This window comes from Xylophilus sp. PBN-3R (genome assembly GCF_057747805.1).
In genome coordinates, this window is the sequence record NZ_CM173225.1 from 4,037,896 (window position 1) to 4,055,356 (window position 17,461).

Consider the following 17,461-nt stretch of genomic DNA (forward strand, 5'->3'; position numbering starts at 1 on the left):
GCGGTCATGGGCGGAGCCGAGCCGCAAGGCGAAGCCGACGTGCGACATTCAACCACTAGGTTCTTCGACAGCAGACCATGGCCGCGCCATCGGTCGCGTATTGCATGTTGCCAACCGCGGGGTCAGACGTGAATTCGATCGTTTTTTTGCTGGGTGTGCTGCTGGTTGCAATAACGCTGCTCGACGCGTTCGAGGTCGTTCTGCTTCCACGGGCCATAGAACGCCGGTTGCGGGTCAACCGATATTTCTTCAGGGCGACCTGGTGGGTATGGGCGCGAGTTGCATCCAGGATGGCGCCAAGACGTCGTCAAGACGACTTCCTGGCGGTCTACGGCCCACTGGCAATGGTGGGCCTGTTCGCGCTATGGGGCTGCTGCCTGATCGGCGGGTTCGGACTCATGCAGTGGTCGGTCGTGCAGGGCGACCATGCATCCACCACCCTCCTCGGCCAGATCGTCGTGAGCGGCGACGCCTTTTTCACCTTGGGTTACGGCGACAACGTGCCGGGCGAACGGTTGGCCAGACTCCTCGTGATCGTCGAAGCCGGCACCGGATTCGGTTTCATCGCCTTGACGATCGGCTACCTGCCGGTGCTCTACCAGCACTTCGCGCGGCGGGACGTCCAGCTCATCGAGTTTTCCTTGCGGGCAGGGTCGCCACCATCCGCCGAGGCGCTCCTGGACTGGCATGCACACGGCGGCGCCGAGTCGCTGGAACGTTGGCTCGGCCGCTGGGAAACATGGGCTGGCGATCTCATCGAAAGTCATGCCGCCTACCCGATGCTGGCGTTCTATCGATCCCAGCATCGAGGCCAATCATGGGTTGGGTCGCTCGCCACGGTGCTCGACGTATGTAGTCTCGTCATCGCCGGCGCGGAGGACGGACGGCGCCGACAAGCGACAGCGACCTTCGTTGCGCTTCGGCGCACCTTGATGGAGGTGAGCGATGCCCTGCAGATCCCGCCGGTCGCTGGTGACGCTTCTCGTGAGTTGAATGAACATATACGCCGTCGCCTTGGTTCGTCCATGCAACCCATTCTCGAGGGTTGGCAGAATGATCCGGCCGCGATGGAAGCAGTCGACCGTTTGCGCAGCAGCTATGAGCCTCGTCTGATCGCGCTGGCGTCCTATTTGTTGCTGCCCTTGCCTCTGTGGGCCAATCCCGACGTACTCCAGTCCGACCGGTTCGGTCGCGACTCAGTGGTGATGCGGCTTATGGAGAACGCGGAATCGAAGTAAAAACTGACGGTTCGGCGCCGCCGCTTGTACCTCCGCGTCAGGCCGAAAGTTCCCACTGCGAGCATTTAGGCAGGCCCGCAGCGGGTCTGACGGGCAATATTGAAGGGCTGCTTTTGCAACCGTACCATCGGGCATGTTTCGTAAATTTCTGACAACCACGGCGATCCTTGCTTTGGCGAGCGCTGCAACAGTTGCACATGCAGCACAGTGGTTCACCGTGACGGGTGATCCTCAGGATCCGTCCGTGGACACCGCGGAACTGGATGTTTCGACGGTGGGTTCCAAGGCAGATGTGCGTCAATTCTTGTTCCGCGTGACGCTTGCCAGGCCGCGTTATGACGCTTCAGGCCTGCTGTATCAGTCTTATCTCTCGAACATCACCATCGAATGCCGTTCTTCATCGATCTTCCACGACGACCAGCTGAGGTACCGCGATCCGGGTTGGAACGGGCCCACGCAGCAAGAGGTGTTTGTGCAACCCAAACCCATGGCCTTCGGTGGTCTGATCCCAGACCCTCGTGAGCGACTTTTGGCTGCGGCATGTGGCTCACGAACTCGCTGACGATCTGAAGTCACCACGCTGCGTCGCCAAGGTAATACGCGGATTCGTTCGGACGCGAGCGGCGTCCTCTTAAACGGCTATGGCTTGATTGCCGCAAGCGTGGCCACAAATGTGCGACCGCGTGCGATGGCGTTTTGCCAAGAGCGCTGTGGCAACCTCGCGCATCCTTCCGGATGCACCGCAAAAAAGCATCTTCATGAATATTCGATTGGTCCTTCTCGCAGCACCGGTATTAGCGCCGGCCGGCCTGATGGCGGCAGCCGCCATGACGGCACGCTTGCGCCGAAGGCTGGATGCGGGGCCGTGGAAGCTGTTCTCGACGCTGTCCTGGATTGCGCTCGCATCCGTGGCGCTCTGCGCGGCGTTCGGCCCTGGGCGGCTGGTGATGCCATCCTTTCTCCAGGTATCCGGCTTCAGCCTGACCCTGGCATTTCTGGTCCAGCTTCTCGGCACGGTCATCGGTGGGTTCTCGGCCCGCTACCTCCAGGGCGAGCTCGGCCAACGCCGATACGTATCTGCCCTCGCGGGTGTGCTGGCCGCCGTGCATCTGCTGCTGCTGGTCAACCACTGGGTCGTCCTGATCATCGCCTGGGCCTTGGTAGGCACGGGGCTGCAGCGCCTTCTTTGCTTTTATCCTGAGCGGCCTTTTGCTCTCCTCGCCGCCCACAAGAAGCGTATCGCCGACCGTCTGGCCGATGGACTGCTTGTCATCGCGGCCGCGTTGGCTTGGATCGAGGTAGGCAGCGGCTCGCTGAGCGCGCTGGAGGCGCACCTCGCACAGGACGGAATGTCCGTCGCCCTGCACTGCAGCGCGTTGGCACTGGTTGCCGCCGTCGCACTGCGCACCGCCCTCCTGCCGGTACACGGCTGGTTGATCCAGGTGATGGAAGCACCGACCCCGGTGTCGGCTCTTTTGCATGCCGGTGTGGTCAACCTCGGCGGTTTCGTGCTGATCCGTTTCGCGCCGCTGCTGGAGGGTTCCCTGCCGGCGCGCGCGGTTCTGCTGGCTTTCGGCCTCACGTCGGCGGTCTTGGCGGGCATGGTGATGCTGACTCGCGTCAGCATCAAGGTTCGACTGGCGTGGTCCACGGTCGCCCAGATGGGGTTCATGCTGGTGGAATGCGCCGTGGGGCTTTACGCCCTGGCCGCACTGCATTTGCTCGGCCATTCGCTCTATAAGGCCCACGCCTTCCTGTCGGCCTCCGCCATCGTTCGCCAGACCCGGTTGCATTCGCTGCATCGGTCGGCGGTTCCGTCCGTCGTCAGCCTCGGTGTGGCGCCACTGGTGGCGTTGGCAATCGTGCTGACGATCCAGTCCGCAGCGGGATTTTCGTCCTGGCCCTGGTGGTGGAGCACCTTGCTGGCATTGGCATGGGCACCGCTGCTTTGGCTGCCTGTCGCAGCAACGGGCGAGATGGCGGTGCGCGCGACAAAGGCCGCCTTCGGCCTGGTGATCGTCGCCGGGCTGACGGGCACGGCCCTGCTCGCCCACGCCCTCCCGTTCGGCATTCACGACCATCCACATGCGGCGATGGGCCAGCTTGCGCTGCTGGGCATGGCGGTGCTCTACCTTTGCGTCGCGGTACTGCAACGTCGGCCGCAGGCGCTCAGCCCCTGGTGGCGATGGAGTTATGCCGGCTTTTATGTCGATGAGGCCTACACGCGCCTGGCCTTGCGGATTTGGCCCGCGTGGCGATCCGATCCGCCAGTCGACCATTTGTTTCTCGAGTCCGTCCCTGCGGACGACGAGTCGGTCACGGCAGCGCCACGTGAGACCCTTTCATGACCAATGCTTCGCCTACTCTCGACGTGCACGACCTTGATGGGTCTGCGGACACGGCCCTCGACGCCCGAATCGAAGCGGCCTGCGGCCAGGCCTGCCGAGCGATAGCGCCCACCTGGCCGCTGGACCGGTCCATCGCGGTGAACCCGCACTGGTCGCGCATCGCCTTGCCGGTACGCCGTGTCGCTGCGCGCATGGCGCTATTGGGCGGCATCCAGGTATTCCCGCCGCGGGAGCGCCAGCGGGCCGCCTGGACCGAGGGACGCATCCTCGCTGCCGACGTGGCGCACGCGGCCAGCCTGATCCCCGATGCACAAGCGCGTGGGCTCGACCCGCATGAATGGGCCGAGTCACTCGACTCGGCGATTGATCCTCAGCCGCTACCCCTGCTGGTCGACCTTCTCGACAAGGATCCGCACCGCCATACCCGGCTGTCCTGGCGACAGGCGATCACGCACCAGGTGAGCCAGACCTGCGCCGCCTACTTCGACCAGCATCAGGCCGACTGGCAGCCCGCGCGGGGGCAAGGCCTGTATGCGTTCTGGCGGCAAACCCTGCAGCACGACCACAGCATCGGCCTGCTCATGGGGCTGCCCGACATCGGTCAGGCGATCGACGCCCTGCCGGCCACGGCCCGGGAGGCAGAGCGCCGGGTGCTGGAGCGCCTCGGGCTGCCGCCGGCGGTGTGGGCCGACTACCTGGAAGCGGTGCTGCTCACCATCAACGGCTGGGCGTCGTGGTGCGCTTATCAGGGATGGGAAGCCGAATTGCAGGGGCGAACCGACCCGCACCTGCGCGAACTGCTCGCCATCCGGCTCGCCTGGGGCACGGTGCTGCTGGAATGCCAGGACGACGGCGTGGGCCGGCAGGCGTTCCGGGTGCTTCAGCGGGCGTGGACCCGCAGCCCGCGCCAGCTCGAGCTGGCGGAGCGCGGTCTGCTGGTCGACGAGGTCTGGCAGGCGGCGCTGGAGGTCGGCTACCAGCGGACGCTGGCGCAGCGGCTGGCACCGTCGGCCGTTACTGCCGAAAAGCCTTCCGCACCAGCGGCCGAAGTCCAGGCCCTGTTCTGCATCGACGTGCGCAGCGAGCCTCTGCGCCATGCCCTGGAAACCGCGTGGCCCGCCGTGCACACGCTGGGGTTCGCCGGCTTCTTCGGGGTGCCCATGGCCTATACGCCGCTGGCGACTCCAGCCCGCCGTCCGCAGTTGCCCGGGCTGCTGGCACCGTCGATCGAAGCGACCGACCGTGTCGTGAGCCCCGGCACCGCGTCTGCGGAAGACGACGAGCGCCTGCAGCGGAATGCGGCCCGGTCGCGGCGCCGCCGCCTTGCGATCGACGCCCAGTGGTCCGACCTGGGCCGCTGGCCAGGCGCCGCGTTCTCCTTCGTGGAAGCCGCCGGCGTCGGCTACCTCGCCAAGCTCGGAAAATGGCTGGCGCCCGCGCAGACCGACCGTCCCCAGGACGATCTCCACGGGTTGCCGGCCCGCTACCGGCCGCTGTGCCGGCCGCGCCTGGCCGGGCTGGATTCAGCGGATCAGGTCGCCCTGGCCGAACGCCTCTTGCGTGCGATGGGCCTGGACCAGGGCTGCGCCCCGCTGGTGGTTTTCGTCGGCCACGGCAGCCAGTCCGCCAATAACGCCCATGCCGCCTCGCTCGATTGCGGCGCGTGCGCCGGCCAGACGGGAGAGGCCAATGCCCGCAGCCTGGCGTCGATGCTCAACGATCCCGCCGTGCGGGAGGGGCTGAAGGCGCGGGGGATCCTGATCCCGGAATCGACGGTGTTCATGGCCGCGCTGCACAACACCGCGACCGACGAAATCGAAGGATTCGACCTCGATCTCCTGCCGCCGGCGGCGCGCGACCGCTGGAACCGGCTGCGGTCGGCGTTCGGCCTGGCCTGCGAACAGGTGCGCCGCTGGCGCGCGCCCCGCCTCGGGATGGACCCGGCCACCCCGCCCGCCGACCTGCTGGGACGCCTGCGAAGGCGCGCCAACGACGGCGCCCAGACCCGACCCGAGTGGGGCCTCGCCGGCAATGCCGCCTTCCTGATCGCGCCGCGCCACCGCAGCCGCGGCCTTTCGCTGGACGGTCGCGTCTTCCTGCACGACTACGACCCGGACCGCGACACCGACGCCAGCCTGCTGGAGCAACTGATGACGGCGCCGATGCTGGTGACCCACTGGATCAACTGGCAATACCACGCATCCACCTGCGACCCGGATCGGCTGGGCAGCGGCAACAAGGTGCTGCACAACGTGGTAGGCGGCAACCTCGGCGTCTTCGAAGGCAACGGAGGCGATTTGCGCATCGGCCTGTCCCGCCAGTCGTTGAACGACGGGGAACGCTGGATCCACGAACCCCTGAGACTGACCGTCGTGGTGGACGCGCAGCGGCAGGCCATCGATTCGGTGATCGCCAGGCACGATGTCGTCGCCCGACTGGTGGAGAACGGCTGGCTGCACCTGTGGCGCTTCGTTCCGGGCGGTGTGGAGCGCCGGGCGATGGCCGGATGGCATCCCATGCGCCTTTCCGATACTTGATTGCCGGGCGTCTTCAACGGAACGCACGGGGTGGCGCGTCGTTTTGACGGCCCGGCACATCCATCACGTTGAACCTGACGGCCATCCTTGGACCAAGGGGCTCGCGCTGGTCCAATGTTGTTTGCACCCGAGGATCCCTGCCATGCCTATTGCGACACCGAGGCCCGTGCCGGGCAAGTTGAACAACAAAGCCATTCCTCCGACAGACTGCTGCATTTCCGTCAAAATTACGTCATGAAACAGGTGTTTTACGTCAGTCAGTCGGTAGCGGGTCATGTGGACGTGCCAGCCATCTTGTCGTCCGCGCGCCGCCGTAATTCCAGCTTGAACGTGACCGGGTCATTGCTTTTCACCGGCGGGTTCTTTGCACAGGTACTGGAAGGCGACGAACCGTCTCTTGGTGAGGTCATGGCCGTCATCGCTGCCGACCGCCGTCATCGAAACATCAAGACCTTGCTGGACCGGCCGCTGGTCCAGCGCCAGTTCAGCAACTGGTCGATGGCTTTCACAGAGCTGCCGGGTGCTGAATACCTGATCGAGCAACTGACCGCCGACGAGAACGTGAGCAGCGCACGGGCAGAAAAACTGATTGCGCTCATGTTCGACAGTTGTCCGAAGGCGGTTTAGACCGCCTTCAACGGCGCACGAAATTCGTATCCCACACCAGAGACCGCGTGCACCGGCCAGACCGGCTGGCCCGCTTGCTCGACACGCTTTCGAAGCCGGTAGAGCGTCGCCTGCAATGCGCCCTCCATCACATCCTGAGACGCGCCCCATAATTTTTCCGCCAACGCGTCGCGCGGAACCACCTCCCCTTCGGCGGCAGCGAACGCACTCAGCAGCGTCACGTCGCTTTTGCTGAGTTTGATGGTGGATGCGTCGGGCGCAATCAGCTGGCTTTTCTGGGCATGCAGGCGCCAGCTGCCGATGCCGATGGCGGCGCTGATCTGCACCCTCCGCTGAACCGCTGCGATGAGCGCCTGGACCCGCTCGGCCGGCGTCTCACGCTCGATGACCAGATCGGCCCCATCGTCCAGGGCTCGGACGAAGTCACCATGGGGCGCCGTGCTGAGCGCCACCAGGCCGGTCGCACTTTTCCGCCGAATCAGCCGTACCAGGTCGGGACCCCGCACGCCGGGCTGCACGAGATCGACCACATAGAGCGAGAACCCGAAAGGATCTTCGCTGAGTAGGAATTCGTCCCCGTCAGGGAAGGCGGTGAAACCTGCAGCAACGCACTCGAGCTCCGGTGATGGCATGCCAATCCAAGCGTGACGCGCTTGTGCCAAGAGCTTTTTTTCCATATCGCATCGTACCACCTCGGCGTCATACTCATCCCAATAGTTGTAATTTATCGTTTTGCTTCGTCATAAATGACGTTTTAGCCGTCACACTAGCGACCATAAGCCGTCCCCGACGTGACGCGCACCTTGCAAAAATGATTGATCTCAAAAAATACGGTCTGCTGTACCGCCTGCATTGCCTCCAGGGCACGTCCGTCATCGAGGGTGACGACCTGGAGTCGCTGCACACCTACATGCGCGACGGCCTGGTGGCTCGCAGCTTCGCGCACCACCGACCGGGCATGCGCACCCTCGAACTCACGCCGGACGGCCAGGTGGTGGTCCAGGTGATCAAACGGCAGATCAGGTTTTCGATCGCCCGCATCCTCCCTCAGCCCTTCATCCATCCGATGCACCAGCTGCCATCGAGGGTTCTGGAACAGGAGTAAATCCATGCATGCATTCAATGAAATTCGTGTGGTCGATTCGACGTCATCGCCCAAAAAATGCCAGGGTTGCGCTTCGAGCGCCTTGCTGTTTCCATTCACGATGGCATTCCAGCCCATCGTCAATGCCGTGACCCGAACCATTTATGCGCAGGAGGCCCTGGTTCGGGGTCCTGGAGGCGAATCGGCCTACAGCATCCTTTCGCAGGTGACGCCGGAAAACCGGTACTCATTCGACCAGGCCTGCAGGGTCAAGGCCATCGAACTGGCCGCATCGCTGGGATTCGAATCCAAACTCAGCATCAACTTTCTGCCCAACGCGGTGTACGAGCCCGCCGCGTGCATCAAACTCACCTTGAATACTGCGGAACGGGTCGGGTTTCCAGTCGAGCAGATCATGTTCGAGGTGACCGAGGGTGAGAAGTCTGCCGACCTGGGACACTTGAGAAAGATTTACGCCGACTACAAGCGCCGTGGCTTCACGACGGCCATCGACGACTTCGGCTCAGGTTATGCCTGTCTCGGCATGCTTGCCGAATTCGTTCCCGATGTGATCAAGATCGACATGAACCTGATCCGGGGCGTCGACGGTAGTCCGATCAAGAAGATATTGATCAAAAACCTGGTAAGGCTGGCTGCCGATCTGGACATCACGTTGATTGCAGAGGGCGTGGAGACCCGGAAAGAATTCCTGGCGCTGCGGGAATTCGGCATTGAATTGTTCCAGGGATATTTCTTTGCAAAACCTGCATTTGAAAGCCAGGCCGAAATAAGCTGGCCTTCGTAAATTCAGCGCAATGCCACCGCATCGGGGCCGACGCTGTTTCTCCCTTTTCATAAAGTCGCCACCCCATTTTGGGGTTGCCGAGAACACCCGTGAATTCAAAACCTTTTTCCGTTAAAGCCAAACTGACCGCGTCTTTCGGCGTGTTGTCGCTGGCCGTTCTCTTGATCGCGATCTACTCGCTGCATGCCATCGCGAGTGCGAACGACCGTTTCCTGGCATATGTCGACGGCATCAACGCTCGTGCGCTGGTGGCGGATGAAATCCGCACGGCGGTCGATCGCCGTGCCATTGCAGCCCGCAACATGGTGCTCGCGACCTCGCCTGCCGAACTGGAGGCCGAAAACAGCGCGGTGCTGCAGGCCCATGCGGATGTCCAGACCGAGTTGGCAAAGCTCACCGACATGGTGCAGAACGGTGGCGGCACATCGGTCCGGGCCCAGGAACTCGTCGCGGAGATGCGGCGTGTCGAACTGCTCTACGGACCCGTCGCGCTGGACATCGTGAAGATGGCCAGGGAGCGCCGGCTGGAAGAAGCTTCCACCAAGATCAACGTCGAATGCCGGCCGTTGCTGGCCCAACTGGTCGCGTCTTCCATCGCCTACAAAACCTATACGGCCGGGCGGGCGCGCGCGCTCCTGGCCGACGCCCAGCAGCTTTACTCGGTGCAGCGAAACCTGTTGCTGGCGATCTGCGCGGCGGCACTGGCCGCGGCGGTCGTCGCCGGTGCGCTCATCACACGGAATCTCGGGCGTGCGCTGGGTGCCGAACCCGGCATCCTGGGGCTTGCCGCACAGCGGATCGCGGCAGGCGATCTGCAGCCCATCGACGGGGCGAGCGGCGCGGTGGAGGGAAGCGTGCTGGCATCGCTGGGCACGATGCAGCAGAGCCTCGCGAACATCGTGAGCGTGGTTCGCAATGCCTCCGAATCCATCGCCAACGGCTCCAGCGAAATCGCCGGCGGCAACGCCGACCTCAGTCAGCGGACCGAAGAACAAGCCAGCGCGCTGCAGCAAACGGCGGCCACCATGGAAGCGCTGGGCACCACCGTGCGCCGCAATGCCGACCACGCTCGTCAAGCGAGCGGTCGGGCGACGGACGCCGCTGCAGTCGCAGTGCAGAGCGGCGAAGTCGTGACCCGCGTGGTGACGACCATGAAGGGCATCCACCAGAGTTCCCAGCGCATCACGGACATCATCGGTGTCATCGATTCCATCGCGTTCCAGACCAATATCCTGGCCTTGAACGCTGCCGTGGAGGCCGCGCGAGCCGGCGAACTGGGGCGGGGTTTCGCGGTAGTGGCGACGGAAGTGCGCAGTCTCGCCGGACGCAGCGCGCAGGCCGCGAAGGAAATCAAGACCCTCATCGCCGCCAGCGTGGAGCAGGTGGAGCAAGGGAACCTGCTGGTCGATGAAGCCGGCAGGACCATGCAGGACGTCGTGTCCTCCATTCAGCGGGTGAGCAACATCGTCGCCGAAATCAGTTCTGCGAGCGTCGAGCAAAGTACTGGCGTGGCCCAGGTGGGTGAAGCGGTGGTGTCGATGGATCGCGTCACCCAGCAGAACGCCGCTCTGGTGGAAGAAAGCGCGGCGGCGGCGGCCAGCCTCAAGCAGCAGGCTCAGCAGCTGTTGGCCGTGGTCGGCACCTTCACGCTGGATTCCACTGCGGGATTCATCGTGACTTCTCGCGCCAGGGACTTCCTCTCCACGGCCAAAAGCCCTGAACTCGAAAGCCGTCTGACCGGGCGCGTTGCCTTAGCCAGCTGACTTGGTACGAAAAACGTTTGCGCAGAACCAGCCGGAAGCACGACGCGCACTCGAAGGCGCCTTCGACGGCGCGCAAAAGTAACCGCGCAGCACTCGGTCGCGCGCGGGATCGATCCGGGCCGAAAAAGCAGTGCCGCTTGCTAAACGCATGGGCCATGCGCTGCACGACACCGTGAGTTTTGGTTCAGCCATGTTTTGGCAGTCCAGCAAACCATTCCTTGTATGACGAAGCGGCGACCATTCGGCGATTGAGATCAGGCGCACCATCGGTCCACCAGACCGGGCCTCTCTCACCAAGGGCGCGCTTCGCAGCATCCACCGCGGCCCGCGCCGCCTTTTCAGCAACCTCATCTCGAACCTGCAGAGCCACTCCAACCTTCCGCCGGGCGCTCATGAGCTGGTCGACCCAAAACTGTCGGTCGCCCTCGCTGAGGTCAGGATTGCTCGAGCGCCAAAGCCGCCCATCGGCAACGAAGTAGCGGCCGTCAGGGGTGGTGGGGTACTTTTTCGGATCAGGCACGGAATGTGATCGGTGTCGGGATCTCAACCTGCGGTTTCGCTCACGCCGCTGTCATTACCTTTGCTTCTGCGAGGCGGCTGCGCTCGATGCGTTCCACAACTTGTCTGGCAAGTCCTCTCAATGCAGCCAATTGCCGCGAGTTCGCTTCACGAGGGACCTTGTCGAACACGCAGAGGGTTCCAATGGCGTTGCCCAGAGAAGTGACCAGTGGTGCACCGGCGTAGAACTGCACTTCGGTCATCGCCGCGATTACGGCATTGTCCGCAAAACGGGGGTCGGCCGACGCGTCGTTCACCACCAGTACCTCGTCCGGCATCAGGATCGCATAGGAGCACACAGACTCGATTCGCGGTGTTTCCTTGCCGAGGCGCCCTGTTCGCGCCAGGAACCATTGCCGCTCACCGTCCACCAGCGTGATAAGCGCTGTCGGCACGTCGAACAGTGCCGCAGCAATAAGAACAAAGTCTTCGTAGTCCGTCTCGTGGTCGGCGTCCAGCAAGCCGAGCGAGTGCAGGTCCGCCAACCGGGCCGCTTCTTTTTGCGGGCTTAGCGGAGGCGGGAAACGCAGTTTAGAGGGGCGTGCCTCGACGCTCGGGACGGCCGGCAGGATGCTTCGCAACGCTGCGGCCAACTGATCGGTACTAAAAGGTTTGGGCAACACCTTGAAGCCATGCTCGTGGGTGCTGGCCAAAACGCTGCTGTAGCCGCTGCACAAAAGCACAGGCAGGTTTGGGTACCCGGCTGCGACCCTGCGCGCCAGGGTAATGCCGTCCATGTGCGCCATCATCACATCGGACAACATCGCAGCGAAGCCAATCTTGTCCACAGCCAGTCTCGCCAAGGCATCGTCGCCGTTGTCGATGTGAACGACCGTGTAACCGAGGTCTTCCAGAATGGCCACGGTGGCGGCCGCGACTTCAAGGTTGTCTTCCACGTATAGAAGGCGTCCTGCGGCTAGTGCCGCCGATGCCGGAAGCGTCGCCGCCATTGGCGCGAGTTCAATGGGCAGGGGGCGTGCGGAGACGGGAAGGAAGAGCGTGAAAGCTGTCCCTTCACCGACGGTACTGTGAACTCTGACGTCCCCTTTGGACTGCTGCGCAAACCCGATGACCTGCGACAGGCCGAGGCCGGTGCCTTGGCCTACCGGCTTTGTCGTATAGAAAGGGTCGAATACACGTGCAAGCAACTCTGGCGCTATGCCGGCTCCGGTATCGGCTACGGTAATCGCAACGAAATCACCTTTCACTGCAGGCCGTGCGCTATCCCCTGGAATCGACGCCACTCGCCCGGTACGGACGCTGATTTTCCCCGCCTGCCCGATGGCGTCTCGAGCGTTTGCAACCAGATTCACGATGGCTGCATCGAACTGCGCCGGGTCCACGTCGATGATGCAGTCGCTGTCTTCGGACTCGAATGCGACCTCGATGCGCGAGCCGGCCAGGGTCTGCAGCATTTCCTTGATGGAAACGAGGTTGCGAAACGCATCGAAGACGACCGGCTGCAGCGTTTGCCGGCGCGCGAACGCCAAAAGCTGACCCGTCAGCCGGCTGGCTCGCACTACCGCGCCAGAAATCGAGCCCAGCAGGCGTTGCCGCCGTTCCTCAGCAAGGCGGGGCTTTTGAAGCAACTGCAGCGAGGTGCTGATCACCGTCAGCAAATTGTTGAAATCGTGGGCAATGCCACCGGTCAACTGACCGACCGCCTCCATCTTCTGCGCGTGCCGCAGGGCTTCCTCCGCAGCCATGAGTTCGCTGACGGCGGTGTTGACCCGGAGTTCGAGGTCCTTGTTGGCGTCGGCCAAGGAGCGCTGCGCCCGTACTTGTTCGGTGACGTCGTAGCCGCCCACGAAGATGCTGGTGACTCCACCTGCGGCATCGCGCACCGGCTGGTAGAGAAAGTCGATGAAGCGGTCCTGCTCATTCGGCGGTCGGTTGGTGAGCCTGATGGGTGCCGCCCGTGCCGAAAACGCCTCGCCAGTCTGGTAGACCCTATCCAGGAGTTCATAAAAGCCCTGATCCGCGAGTTCCGGAAATACATCGCGCACGGATCGACCCAGGAATTCACGCGGGCCGGAGATGTCGACATACGCGTCGTTCACATAGTCGAAGCGGTGTTCCTCACCATTCAGGATGGCGACGAAGCCCGGCATCTGTTGCAGCGTCTGGCGCTGCCGGGCTGTCATTTCGCGCAGTTCCATGTCCGCCAGGACCTTGGCCGTCGTCTCGTTGGTGAAAATGAAAAGGCCGGCGATTTCGCCGTCACTGCCGAGGATGCGTGAATAGGAGAACGTCCACCACGTGTCAGCCTGGCCGCGATCCGTCGCCAACTTCCAAGGCATGTCGTTGAATCGCTGGCTTCTACCTGCCATCGCTTCGGCAATGATGGGGTGCGCCTGGTCGCGCGCATCCGCCCACACCTCGTCAAAAAGCGCGCCCATGGCCCATTCGACGCGGGGGCCCAGCAGCGGGATGTAGGTGTCGTTGAAGAAAAAATGGAGCTGCGGCCCCCAACACAGAATCATCGACTCTGGTGAGTTGACGACCAGGCTGAGAGCCACCTTGAGACCTTCCGGCCACTGCACCGGATTGCCTAAAGGATGATCGGACCAATCCCTTTGCAGGATCAGCTCAGCTGCGCGGCTGCCGCCGGCGAGAAAGGGGAGAGGCGATGGAGTGCGCACTTCTTAATTCTAGAGTTCCACATGCGCCTGCCGCACCATGGTTGCCATGCATGTGAGGATTTCGACCATGCACTTTTTGGCAACCTGCCGCCGGCCGGGACTTGCGTCAGCAACCCGGGGACCTGCCCGTACGCCGTACCGAGGGTGGCCGTAGCGTTTCGAACACCTTGGGCAGCCGGATGCTGACAACGCGCGCCTGCCTCTTGCATGGCAACGACAGCGCTCCGCTTGACGGCGTCAACCTCGGCGTTGGCCCCGTCGAAGTTGTCGACCACCATGATGACTTTCCCATCCAGTGTGCATTTCGAAAGACCGCTCGCCTTCGGCTTCTCCGGCTGCATCATGTCTTGGGTGGAGGCGTGGTTCCTGTCATCTCCCCTGAATGGCATCGAGCACGATGGCCCTGCTCGGCGAAAGACCATTGATTTTATGGATCTGTCTAGGTTGTTTCGAGGAGGTCTGCGTGTCGCTTCCGTGGAGAGCCCCCAGATATTCAAAAGCCCCTCAGGTCCACAGCCTGAAGGGCTTTTTCTTTTCTGCAGCCGACCTGACCGATCAGGCCAGTGCTTTGCCGAACGTCTCCAGCAGGCGCGACCATGCACGTTCGGACTGAGCGGCGTCATAGACCTGCGTGTCGGGCGGGCACCAGCCGTGAGCCGCGGGGTACACCTCCACCTCGGCCGGCAGCTTCGCGCTGTCGAAGGCGGTGCGCAGCGCGACCTTGGCTTCGGGGTCCTTCTTGTCGTCGTTCTCGGCCACCGCGATCAGGTAGCTGGCCTGCGTCTGCCCCACCAGCCGGTGCGGGCTGTCGGCCGCGGCTGTGACCATGGCCGCGCCATGGAAGGTTCCGACGGCACCCACGCGACCTGGCGCCACGAAGGCGGTGCGGACCGCGATCGGGCCCCCCATGCAATAGCCGGTGGTGCCCAGCTTGCGTGCCTTGTCCACCTCCGGTCGGGCGTCGAGCCAGGCCACGAAGGCAGCACCGTCGCTCAGGTGCATGGCCGGCGTCAGCGCCTGCATGAGCGGCATGACTTCGGCGATGGGGGTCTTGCCGCCCATCGGTGCCGTCGGGGCCGCTTTCTGGCGGTAGAACGGGTTGACCACCAGCACGCTGTAGCCGGATTCCGCGAGCCGTCGGCCCATCTGCCGGAAGGCCGGACGAAGACCGAACACATCGGGCCACACCAACACGCCCGGCGCGGCGCCGGAAGTGGGGGCGACGAAATAAGCGTCGCAGATGCCGTCTTTGGTCGTGATGGTGACATCACGCTCCGTCACGGCCACGGCGTTGGCCACGCCCGGCAGCGCCGTCAGGAGGCCCGCGGACGCGGCCCATGCGGCAAAGTCGCGGCGGTTGTACTTCTTGAGTTCTTCCGGCTCGTTCACATCACACATGTCTGGTTTTCCTTCGAGGATCAGGTTGGACGGAGCCTTGTGCCACAAGTCGGATGAGCGAGCAAGCACCTGCAGCACTCCGCACCGGCATGAACCCGCCCGGTATTCGGGCTTGCGCAGTTCCGGCCGCTCGACCACCTGCAGAAACCGCTCCAGGAACGAGTCGCCGATGCAGGCGATGACGATGTGGCCGTCCTGCGTGGGCATGCACGTTGCCGAGCACTTGCACGGAATGCGCATTGCCATGCGCTCGGCGCATGGCCGGACACCAGGTGCAGGGTCGCCATACAGGTCAGCAGCGACACCTTCCCGAAACGATGCAGAGGCGAGGTCGTCATGACCATGGCCGACAGGCGGGTCGAACGCCACCGGCAGGCGGTCAGCCGTGGACACCCCGATCGCCCGGTGACCGACGCGGAGGTGCGCGAGGAGTTCATGGAAAACACCGCCCTGCACTTTTCGAAAGTCCACGCCGAAGCGGTCTGCAAGGCGGTGCCGGGCCTCGACCGGCTGGCGAGCGCACGCGGACTCGAATCGCTGCCGGCGCAGGACCCCTGAGGCGCCCCAGTCGTCACAAAACGTTAATCGAATTGAAATAATCTGGGCGGCTCCCTTCCAGCGCCCCCCGAATGTCCGACACCAGCGAATACCTCAGCGAGTTCCGGCCCCGGCTTCAGCAGCCCAACGCCCAGGCCCTCTGCAACCCGGTGCCGCACCTGAGCGCCGACGATACCAACGACACGGTGATGGAGCTGTTCACCCGGCACCGTGACCTGAACAGCCTGCCGGTGGTCGAACTGAAGCGGCCCATCGGCCTCATCAACCGCAACATCTTCATGTCGCAGATGAGCCAGCCCTTCCGCCACGAGCTGTACGGTCGCAAGAGCTGCATTGCCTTCATGGACAAGCAGCCGCTGGTGGTCGAAGGCGGCATGGACCTGGAAGAGCTGACCTTCAAGGCAGTCGCGCACGGCGAAAAGGCGCTGGCCGACGGTTTCATCATCACCGCCGGGGGCGAGTTCGCCGGCGTGGGCAACGGCCTGCAACTGATGCGTGTGGTCGCCGACCTGCAGGCATCGCGCAACCGCCAGATCATGCACAGCATCGAATATGCGAGCGTGATCCAGCAGTCGACGCTGCGCAGCTCACGCGAGGCCCTGGCCAGGGCCTGCCCGGACGCCGACCTGGTCTGGGAACCACGCGACGTTGTCGGTGGCGACTTCTACCAGTTCAGCGTGGCCGACGACGGCTGGTTCGCCACCGTGGCCGACTGCACCGGCCACGGCGTGCCCGGCGCCTTCATGACCCTCATCGCCTCGACCAGCCTGAACCAGGCCATCGAACAGCACGGCCCGCGCGACCCGGCGCGGCTGCTCGGCAACGTCAATCGCAGCATCAAGCAGGTGCTTGGCCAGATGGACGGCAAGGACGGCACGCCGGGCTCGGACGACGGCATGGACGCCGCCTGTTTCTGGTTCGAGCCTGCCGCCGGCCGCCTGGTCTTCGCCGGTGCGCGGCTGTCGCTTTTCGTGCTGCGCCCGGGTGCCGACACGGTCGAGTTCACCGAAGGCCAGCGCAAGGGCGTGGGTTATGTCGACAGCGAATTCGACTTCGTCTGGACCAACCGGGATCTGCAACTGCCGGCCGGAAGCCTGGTCTTCATCACCACCGACGGCCTGATCGACCAGATCGGCGGATCGCGGGCGATCTCCTTCGGCAAACGCCGGGTGCGCGAGCTGCTGCTGGCGCATGCGCAGGACTCCGCCGCCGCGGTCAACCAGGCCGTGCTGGCGGCGCTGCGCAAGTGGCAGGCCGGCAACCACCGGCGCGACGACCTGACTTTTTTCTGCTTCCGCACCTGAAAGCACCCTGTGTTTATGGCTTCCAAATCGATCGCCGACAAATACGGCTCATTCTTCAACCTGGCGCACGAGCACCAGGTGATCTTCTATTACGTCGGCTATTTCTCGCAGCACATCGTCGCCGCCATGGCCGAGGCGGTGAAGCTCCAGCTGGAGGTTTCCGGTGCATCCGGCCCGACGCGCCGCAAGCTGTTCTCGTCCTTCGTGGAGATGGCGCAGAACATCATCCATTACTCGTCCGATTCACTGACGCCACCCAGCCAGCGCGAAGGCGAACTGCGCCACGGCGCGGTGTGCATCCGGCGCGAGGCGGACGGCGGCTTTCTGCTGCTGTGCGCCAACCCGGTCGAACACCAGGTCGCCGACGACCTGAAGGTGAAACTCGACGCGCTGCGGGCCATGACCATGGAAGAGATCAAGCAGGCCTATCGCCAGACGCTGCGGGAAGAAACACCCGAAGGCAGCAAGGGCGCGGGCATCGGTTTCCTGACCGTCGCACGCGACTCGCGCGAGCCGCTGGAGTTCGACTTCGACGTCGCCGAGACCGTCGGCGCGCCGCCGGTGTTCTACCTGAAGGCGGCGATCTAGTTCGCGCAAAA

Annotated in this window: 15 protein-coding genes; 11 read left to right on the top strand and 4 right to left on the bottom strand. The window is 63.8% G+C overall.

What is annotated here, in order from left to right; translation table 11 throughout:
* The first annotated feature begins 77 nt into the window (after window positions 1-77).
* The 5 genes from AC3ANW_RS19295 (at window position 78) to AC3ANW_RS19315 (ending at window position 6,750) form a co-directional block, all read left to right on the top strand.
* Window positions 78-1,238, top strand: a complete 1,161-nt coding sequence (locus AC3ANW_RS19295) for an ion channel (protein ID WP_488342450.1) — start codon at window positions 78-80, stop codon at window positions 1,236-1,238.
* 133 nt (window positions 1,239-1,371) lie between these two features.
* Window positions 1,372-1,800, top strand: a complete 429-nt coding sequence (locus AC3ANW_RS19300; protein ID WP_488342451.1) for a hypothetical protein — start codon at window positions 1,372-1,374, stop codon at window positions 1,798-1,800.
* A 196-nt stretch (window positions 1,801-1,996) separates the two neighbouring features.
* Window positions 1,997-3,586: an NADH-quinone oxidoreductase subunit L gene (locus tag AC3ANW_RS19305; protein WP_488345464.1), complete on the top strand. Its 1,590-nt coding sequence runs from the start codon at window positions 1,997-1,999 to the stop codon at window positions 3,584-3,586.
* Entirely contained in the window at window positions 3,583-6,123 is a 2,541-nt protein-coding gene (locus AC3ANW_RS19310) for a YbcC family protein (RefSeq protein ID WP_488342452.1), read from the top strand. Before AC3ANW_RS19305 ends, AC3ANW_RS19310 begins: the two co-directional genes overlap by 4 nt.
* A 114-nt stretch (window positions 6,124-6,237) precedes the next feature.
* Window positions 6,238-6,750, top strand: coding sequence for a BLUF domain-containing protein (locus AC3ANW_RS19315; RefSeq protein WP_488342453.1), 513 nt, complete (start codon window positions 6,238-6,240; stop codon window positions 6,748-6,750).
* On the opposite strand, the gene AC3ANW_RS19320 is transcribed toward AC3ANW_RS19315, so the two are convergent.
* A complete protein-coding gene (locus AC3ANW_RS19320) occupies window positions 6,747-7,427 on the bottom strand; it encodes a winged helix-turn-helix domain-containing protein (RefSeq protein ID WP_488342454.1) in 681 nt (226 codons plus the stop codon). The two genes, AC3ANW_RS19315 and AC3ANW_RS19320, sit on opposite strands and share 4 nt — an antisense overlap.
* A 134-nt stretch (window positions 7,428-7,561) precedes the next feature.
* On the opposite strand from AC3ANW_RS19320, the gene AC3ANW_RS19325 reads away from it, so the two are divergent.
* From AC3ANW_RS19325 to AC3ANW_RS19335, 3 genes are all read left to right on the top strand, one after another.
* Window positions 7,562-7,855, top strand: coding sequence for a hypothetical protein (locus tag AC3ANW_RS19325; protein WP_488342455.1), 294 nt, complete (start codon window positions 7,562-7,564; stop codon window positions 7,853-7,855).
* Between the two features lie 4 nt (window positions 7,856-7,859).
* Window positions 7,860-8,639 (top strand): EAL domain-containing protein, encoded by a 780-nt coding sequence (locus AC3ANW_RS19330; RefSeq protein WP_488342456.1) that lies wholly within the window; start codon window positions 7,860-7,862, stop codon window positions 8,637-8,639.
* Between the two features lie 89 nt (window positions 8,640-8,728).
* Complete coding sequence (locus tag AC3ANW_RS19335) at window positions 8,729-10,402, top strand: methyl-accepting chemotaxis protein (RefSeq protein WP_488342457.1); 1,674 nt, start codon at window positions 8,729-8,731, stop codon at window positions 10,400-10,402.
* 184 nt (window positions 10,403-10,586) lie between these two features.
* Here AC3ANW_RS19335 and AC3ANW_RS19340 read toward each other — a convergent pair whose 3' ends face one another.
* The 3 genes from AC3ANW_RS19340 to AC3ANW_RS19350 all read right to left on the bottom strand — a co-directional run bounded on the left by AC3ANW_RS19340 (window position 10,587) and on the right by AC3ANW_RS19350 (window position 15,207).
* Window positions 10,587-10,922, bottom strand: a complete 336-nt coding sequence (locus AC3ANW_RS19340) for a hypothetical protein (RefSeq protein WP_488342458.1) — start codon at window positions 10,920-10,922, stop codon at window positions 10,587-10,589.
* 40 nt (window positions 10,923-10,962) lie between these two features.
* Complete coding sequence (locus tag AC3ANW_RS19345; RefSeq protein ID WP_488342459.1) at window positions 10,963-13,602, bottom strand: ATP-binding protein; 2,640 nt, start codon at window positions 13,600-13,602, stop codon at window positions 10,963-10,965.
* A 555-nt stretch (window positions 13,603-14,157) separates the two neighbouring features.
* Window positions 14,158-15,207 carry a dienelactone hydrolase family protein gene (locus tag AC3ANW_RS19350; RefSeq protein WP_488342460.1) on the bottom strand — a complete coding sequence of 350 codons (1,050 nt, stop codon included), beginning with the start codon at window positions 15,205-15,207 and terminating at the stop codon, window positions 14,158-14,160.
* Window positions 15,208-15,336: 129 nt separating this feature from the next.
* Between AC3ANW_RS19350 and AC3ANW_RS19355 the strand changes: the two genes are divergently transcribed.
* The 3 genes from AC3ANW_RS19355 to AC3ANW_RS19365 all read left to right on the top strand — a co-directional run bounded on the left by AC3ANW_RS19355 (window position 15,337) and on the right by AC3ANW_RS19365 (window position 17,450).
* Window positions 15,337-15,558 (top strand): hypothetical protein, encoded by a 222-nt coding sequence (locus tag AC3ANW_RS19355; protein WP_488342461.1) that lies wholly within the window; start codon window positions 15,337-15,339, stop codon window positions 15,556-15,558.
* A gap of 71 nt (window positions 15,559-15,629) precedes the next feature.
* The gene (locus tag AC3ANW_RS19360; RefSeq protein ID WP_488342462.1) at window positions 15,630-16,862 is read left to right on the top strand and encodes a SpoIIE family protein phosphatase; all 1,233 of its coding nucleotides are present in this window, start codon (window positions 15,630-15,632) and stop codon (window positions 16,860-16,862) included.
* Between the two features lie 15 nt (window positions 16,863-16,877).
* Entirely contained in the window at window positions 16,878-17,450 is a 573-nt protein-coding gene (locus AC3ANW_RS19365; RefSeq protein WP_488342463.1) for a SiaB family protein kinase, read from the top strand.
* The last annotated feature ends 11 nt before the right edge of the window (window positions 17,451-17,461 follow it).

Bases quoted from the DNA above. Each gene is read 5' to 3' on its own strand.
- AC3ANW_RS19295 (WP_488342450.1), top strand. From the start codon at position 78: ATGGCCGCGCCATCGGTCGCGTATTGCATGTTGCCAACCGCGGGGTCA.
- AC3ANW_RS19300 (WP_488342451.1), top strand. From the start codon at position 1,372: ATGTTTCGTAAATTTCTGACAACCACGGCGATCCTTGCTTTGGCGAGC.
- AC3ANW_RS19305 (WP_488345464.1), top strand. From the start codon at position 1,997: ATGAATATTCGATTGGTCCTTCTCGCAGCACCGGTATTAGCGCCGGCC.
- AC3ANW_RS19310 (WP_488342452.1), top strand. From the start codon at position 3,583: ATGACCAATGCTTCGCCTACTCTCGACGTGCACGACCTTGATGGGTCT.
- AC3ANW_RS19315 (WP_488342453.1), top strand. From the start codon at position 6,238: ATGTTGTTTGCACCCGAGGATCCCTGCCATGCCTATTGCGACACCGAG.
- AC3ANW_RS19320 (WP_488342454.1), bottom strand. From the start codon at position 7,427: ATGGAAAAAAAGCTCTTGGCACAAGCGCGTCACGCTTGGATTGGCATG.
- AC3ANW_RS19325 (WP_488342455.1), top strand. From the start codon at position 7,562: ATGATTGATCTCAAAAAATACGGTCTGCTGTACCGCCTGCATTGCCTC.
- AC3ANW_RS19330 (WP_488342456.1), top strand. From the start codon at position 7,860: ATGCATGCATTCAATGAAATTCGTGTGGTCGATTCGACGTCATCGCCC.
- AC3ANW_RS19350 (WP_488342460.1), bottom strand. From the start codon at position 15,207: ATGCCCACGCAGGACGGCCACATCGTCATCGCCTGCATCGGCGACTCG.
- AC3ANW_RS19355 (WP_488342461.1), top strand. From the start codon at position 15,337: ATGACCATGGCCGACAGGCGGGTCGAACGCCACCGGCAGGCGGTCAGC.
- AC3ANW_RS19360 (WP_488342462.1), top strand. From the start codon at position 15,630: ATGTCCGACACCAGCGAATACCTCAGCGAGTTCCGGCCCCGGCTTCAG.
- AC3ANW_RS19365 (WP_488342463.1), top strand. From the start codon at position 16,878: ATGGCTTCCAAATCGATCGCCGACAAATACGGCTCATTCTTCAACCTG.